The sequence below is a fragment of the Parvibaculum sp. genome (genome assembly GCF_035511255.1).
Classification (GTDB): domain Bacteria; phylum Pseudomonadota; class Alphaproteobacteria; order Parvibaculales; family Parvibaculaceae; genus Parvibaculum.
Genome location: NZ_DATKFR010000112.1, coordinates 1 through 3971, shown reverse-complemented (window position 1 = coordinate 3971; position 3971 = coordinate 1). Strand labels below are relative to the sequence as shown.

General features: G+C 63.0%; 5 protein-coding genes, 1 pseudogene and 1 riboswitch. All 6 genes and pseudogenes read right to left on the bottom strand.

Annotated features, from left to right (window positions below; genetic code table 11):
* The coding region (locus VMR03_RS03910) for a biotin carboxylase N-terminal domain-containing protein (RefSeq protein ID WP_325402486.1) at positions 1 to 110 on the bottom strand (110 nt) is incomplete at its 3' end.
* A 17-nt stretch (positions 111 to 127) separates the two neighbouring features.
* Positions 128 to 754 (bottom strand): urea amidolyase associated protein UAAP2, encoded by a 627-nt coding sequence (locus VMR03_RS03905; RefSeq protein WP_325402484.1) that lies wholly within the window; start codon positions 752 to 754, stop codon positions 128 to 130.
* A 5-nt stretch (positions 755 to 759) separates the two neighbouring features.
* A complete protein-coding gene (locus VMR03_RS03900) occupies positions 760 to 1572 on the bottom strand; it encodes an urea amidolyase associated protein UAAP1 (protein WP_325402482.1) in 813 nt (270 codons plus the stop codon).
* Positions 1573 to 1676: 104 nt separating this feature from the next.
* Entirely contained in the window at positions 1677 to 2480 is an 804-nt protein-coding gene (locus VMR03_RS03895) for an ABC transporter ATP-binding protein (protein ID WP_325402480.1), read from the bottom strand.
* 10 nt (positions 2481 to 2490) lie between these two features.
* The gene (locus tag VMR03_RS03890) at positions 2491 to 3309 is read right to left on the bottom strand and encodes an ABC transporter permease (RefSeq protein WP_325402478.1); all 819 of its coding nucleotides are present in this window, start codon (positions 3307 to 3309) and stop codon (positions 2491 to 2493) included.
* 93 nt (positions 3310 to 3402) lie between these two features.
* A riboswitch (guanidine-I (ykkC/yxkD leader) is annotated at positions 3403 to 3517 on the bottom strand.
* Positions 3518 to 3712: 195 nt separating this feature from the next.
* A pseudogene (locus VMR03_RS03885) lies at positions 3713 to 3971 on the bottom strand (lipid kinase); the annotation flags it as partial.

Sequence of the window (3971 nt, the reverse complement as noted above, 5' to 3'; positions counted from 1 at the left end):
CGGTCGGCCTCCGAATAGACGGCGACGGAAGCGACGCCCATGCGCCGGAGCGTGCGAATGACGCGGCAGGCGATCTCGCCGCGATTCGCAACCAGGACTTTCTTGAACATTGTTTCCTCCCGGAACGTCAGCCGTTCCAGATGAGCGTGCGAATGGGCGTTGGATTGAAGTCGTTGCAGGGATTGTTGACCTGCGGGCAGTTCGAGATGACGCAAAGCACGTCCATCTCCGCACGCAACTCGACATAGTCGCCCGGCTTCGACACGCCATCGACGATGGCGAGCGTTCCATCCGGCTCGATCGGCACGTTCATGAAGAAATTGATGTTGCTCACGAGATCGCGCTTGGTGAGCCCGTGCTTGGCGAGTTCCAGCACGAAATTGTCGCGGCAGCTATGCATGTATTTCGTGTCGTGGCCGAAGCGCACGGTATTGGCTTCCGCGCTGCAGGCGCCGGCCGACGTGTCGTGGGCGCCGCAGGTATCTGCGACCACGGTGAGCATGACATTGCCCTCGGTCGAGAGGAGCTTCGTGCCCGTGGTGATGTAAGGCGCGCCTTGGGCGCGGATCGTGTCCTGCGCGCTATAGCGCTCCAGCGGGTCGGTCGCGTTGTAGAAGAGCGTGTCGACGGCCTGACAGCCCTCCAGATCGATGATTCGCAGAAGCTGTCCCTTCTTGACGACATGCGACCAGGGCTTGTTGGCGGGAACGATAGCGTCGTAAGCGACGGCATTGGGTTCGCGGTTGGTGCTCATGGGCCTTACTCCGAAATCGCATCTGTGTTGTCAAAGCCGCGGATCGCTTCTTCCGAAGCGGTGCGGCAGAAATCGTCGGCGGCGGGGGCCGGCGATTTCCAGAACACGAGCTCAATGGGTTCGGGCGCATAGGCGCCAGGCGCGAGCGGATGCGGGCAATTCGAGAGGAAGACGAGAATGTCCATTTCGGCGCGGAGATCGACATAGTCGCCTGCGGCAGGTTTTTCGTCCTGCCAGATCAGCTTGCCGGCGGCGTCGACACCCACAGGCGCAAAAAGCGTCAGGCAGGGCGGAATATCGGCCTTGGAAAGTCCGTGCTTTGCCGCCAGCAAGATGAAATTGTCCCGCGTGTTGCGAAGCGTCGGGTCGGCATATTTCTCGGCATTGGTGACGGCGGTCGAGCCGCCCGCGATCGCATCGTGCCGGCCGAAGGTGTCGTCGGTGATGGACGCCAGCACGCGGCCCATATCGGAATAAAGAAGCTTGCCCTTATGCAGGCTCGCGCTCCACTGAAGCTTGACCGTATCGCCCGCATTGAAGCGTTCGGTCGGATCGGCGGCGCGATAGAGCAACAGCGACACGCCCTGCGTCGACGAGGCGTTGACGATCCGGAGCGTGGTGCCGCGTTTGACGAGACCCGACCAGCCCCAGCCGGCGGGCAGCGTCTCGCGCTTCAGCACAAGATCGGCGGAGAGTGTCTTGGGGTTGCCCTTCGCCTCGCTGAAATCGCGACGCCGCGCCTTGCTGCGGGCGAAAAGCTCCTTGTAGCGCGCACGCTGGGTCGCATAGCGGTCGGGTGTCTGAGATGTATCGGCCATCTCGGTCTCCTGCTTCCGTCGGCGTCCCGTCGGGGATCGCCGAAAAGCCTGGCCGTCCAGGCACCTTGCTCATGACCGCCGGGTCGTCCCGGCGGCGTTGCGGATCAGCCGGCGATGGCAATCCTGGGCTTTGCCGCTTCGGGCTCCCCGGCGCCCGCCGGTGGTGGTGGCGCGTCCGGCGGTGGAATCTTCCGCATCACCGGCAGATCGAAGGTGATCGTCGCGCCATAGGCTTCGAGTTCTTCCGGTCGCGTCTTGCGGCGGTCGAAGGCGATGACGCGCGTCCCGAGCTTGAAGGCCTCGGAAAGATCGTGCGTCACCATGAAGATCGTCATGCCCGTCTCGCGCCAGAGCGTGAGAAGGATTTCGTGGACCTCGGCCCGAATGCCGGGATCAAGCGCGCCGAAGGGTTCATCGAGCAGCAACAGCTTCGGCCGCTTCACGAGCGCCTGGGCGATCGCGAGGCGCTGCTGCATGCCGCCCGAAAGCTCGGCCGGGTACTTGTTCTCCGCCGCTTCGAGTCCGACCGATTTCAGCATGGCCCGCGAGGCGTCGCGCGCCGCGCGGCGTCGCTTGCCGAAGAGGTGGCCGACGATCGGGCTCTGCGCGAGTTCGAGACCGAGCATGACGTTCTGCAACGCCGTCAGATGCGGGAAGACGGAATATTTCTGAAAGACGACACCGCGATCGGGCGACGGCTCGGCCTGTAGCTGAACACCGTCGACGAGGATGCGGCCTTTCGTCGGCGCCTCGTCGCCGAGTAGCATGCGCAGGAAGGTCGACTTGCCGCAGCCTGAGGGACCGACGAGCGAGATGAAGGATTGAGCTTCCGTCTCGAAGGAGATGCGTTCGAGCACGGTCTGCCGGCCGTAGGTCTTCCAGACGTTTTCGACTGTAACGCGGGTCATGTCCTCACTCCTACATATGGCCGCGATACATCCAGCGGAACGCGATCCGCCGGAGCGCACGCAACAGGAAATCGAGCAGGAACGCCAACAGGGTGATCCAGGCGACGTAAGGCAGGATCACGTCCATCGAGAGATAGCGCCGCATCAGGAAGATGCGGTAGCCGAGACCGGATTCGGCGGCGATGGCTTCCGCCGCGATGAGATAGAGCCAGGCCGGCCCGAGCGAGAGACGGACGGAATCGATCAGTCGCGGCAGAACCTGCGGAACGACGACGCGCGTGGCGATCTGCCATGTCGAGGCGCCGAGTGTCTGCGCCTTGATGATCTGCTCATGCGGCAGTTCTTCGACCCGCTGCGCAAGGTCGCGGATGATGAAAGGCACGATGCCGACGACGATCAGAACGATCTTCGCGGTCTCGCCGAGGCCGAAGGTGATGAAGAGAATCGGCAGGATGGCGAGCGCCGGGATCATCGAGACGACGCTGGTGAAGTTGGTAAGCGTCGCGCGGATATAGGGAATGAGACCCTGCAACACGCCGACGACGAAGCCGATCAGCGTCGCGATGCCGACGCCAATGGCGAGCCGCTCGAGGCTGACCGTCGTGTCGAGGAGCAGCAGATAGTCCCCCGCCCTGAGATCGGGCACGAAGGCGACGCGGTTGATCGCCTCCATGAATGTCGCCCAGCCGGGTAGGAGTTTGTCGTCGGGATTGGCCGCAAGCCGCGCCTGCGAGGCGAGCGCATAGGCGACGAACACCAGAAAGAAGGGAAGCGCGGCAAGAAGCAGCCGCGAGAGCACGTCGGGCTTCTGATTGATGAGACGACGCATAAAACCGGTCCTCCAGACCTTTCGAGGTCGCGTGCAGCTCGGAGGATTGGCGTGAACACGGCGGTGTGTAATGCCAACCCTCGCATTACGTCCGTCTCCCGGGCTTTTGTCCCGCCGTGTACCCGGCCGCTGTTCACCGACCGGGTTGCGGCTCTCGGACCAGCACCCCCACCCAAAGGTGGAAGCCGGAACCCTAGCCGCTGCCAATTCTCGAAGTTGCAAGCTGCGGGCCAGTCGTCCGCAGGCGATTTCGCCCGACTTGTCGGGCCGATAAGGTAATGGCGCGTCGATGGCGGCCTCTATTTTGGGCGGATGCCTGTTTCGTGTGCAGGAAAATCATCCCAAAAACATAAAAAGCCCCGCCCCTCGGATACGCAGAGGGACGGGGCCACGCGCACAAAGCTCAGAGCTTGCCGGCGGCGGCGAGCTCCATATAGGTCGTGTCGACACGCAGCTTCACGTTCGACTTGTCGCCGACGATCTTGCCGCCGGGAAGTTCGATGCCGACAAAGCCCTTGTCCTTCGCCTTGTTGCCCAGAAGTCCGTGGGTGAAGCTGAACTCCTGCACGTCGTTGGCGATGGCGACCATCTTCTCGCTCTTGAGAAGCGCGACGGCCTTTGCCGGGTCGTAATAGAAGGCGGTCGTCTTGACCTGTCCGTCG

What these genes read in the sequence shown, in the direction of transcription:
- VMR03_RS03905 (WP_325402484.1), bottom strand. Translation starts at nt 754, where the DNA reads ATGAGCACCAACCGCGAACCCAATGCCGTCGCTTACGACGCTATCGTT.
- VMR03_RS03900 (WP_325402482.1), bottom strand. Translation starts at nt 1,572, where the DNA reads ATGGCCGATACATCTCAGACACCCGACCGCTATGCGACCCAGCGTGCG.
- VMR03_RS03895 (WP_325402480.1), bottom strand. Translation starts at nt 2,480, where the DNA reads ATGACCCGCGTTACAGTCGAAAACGTCTGGAAGACCTACGGCCGGCAG.
- VMR03_RS03890 (WP_325402478.1), bottom strand. Translation starts at nt 3,309, where the DNA reads ATGCGTCGTCTCATCAATCAGAAGCCCGACGTGCTCTCGCGGCTGCTT.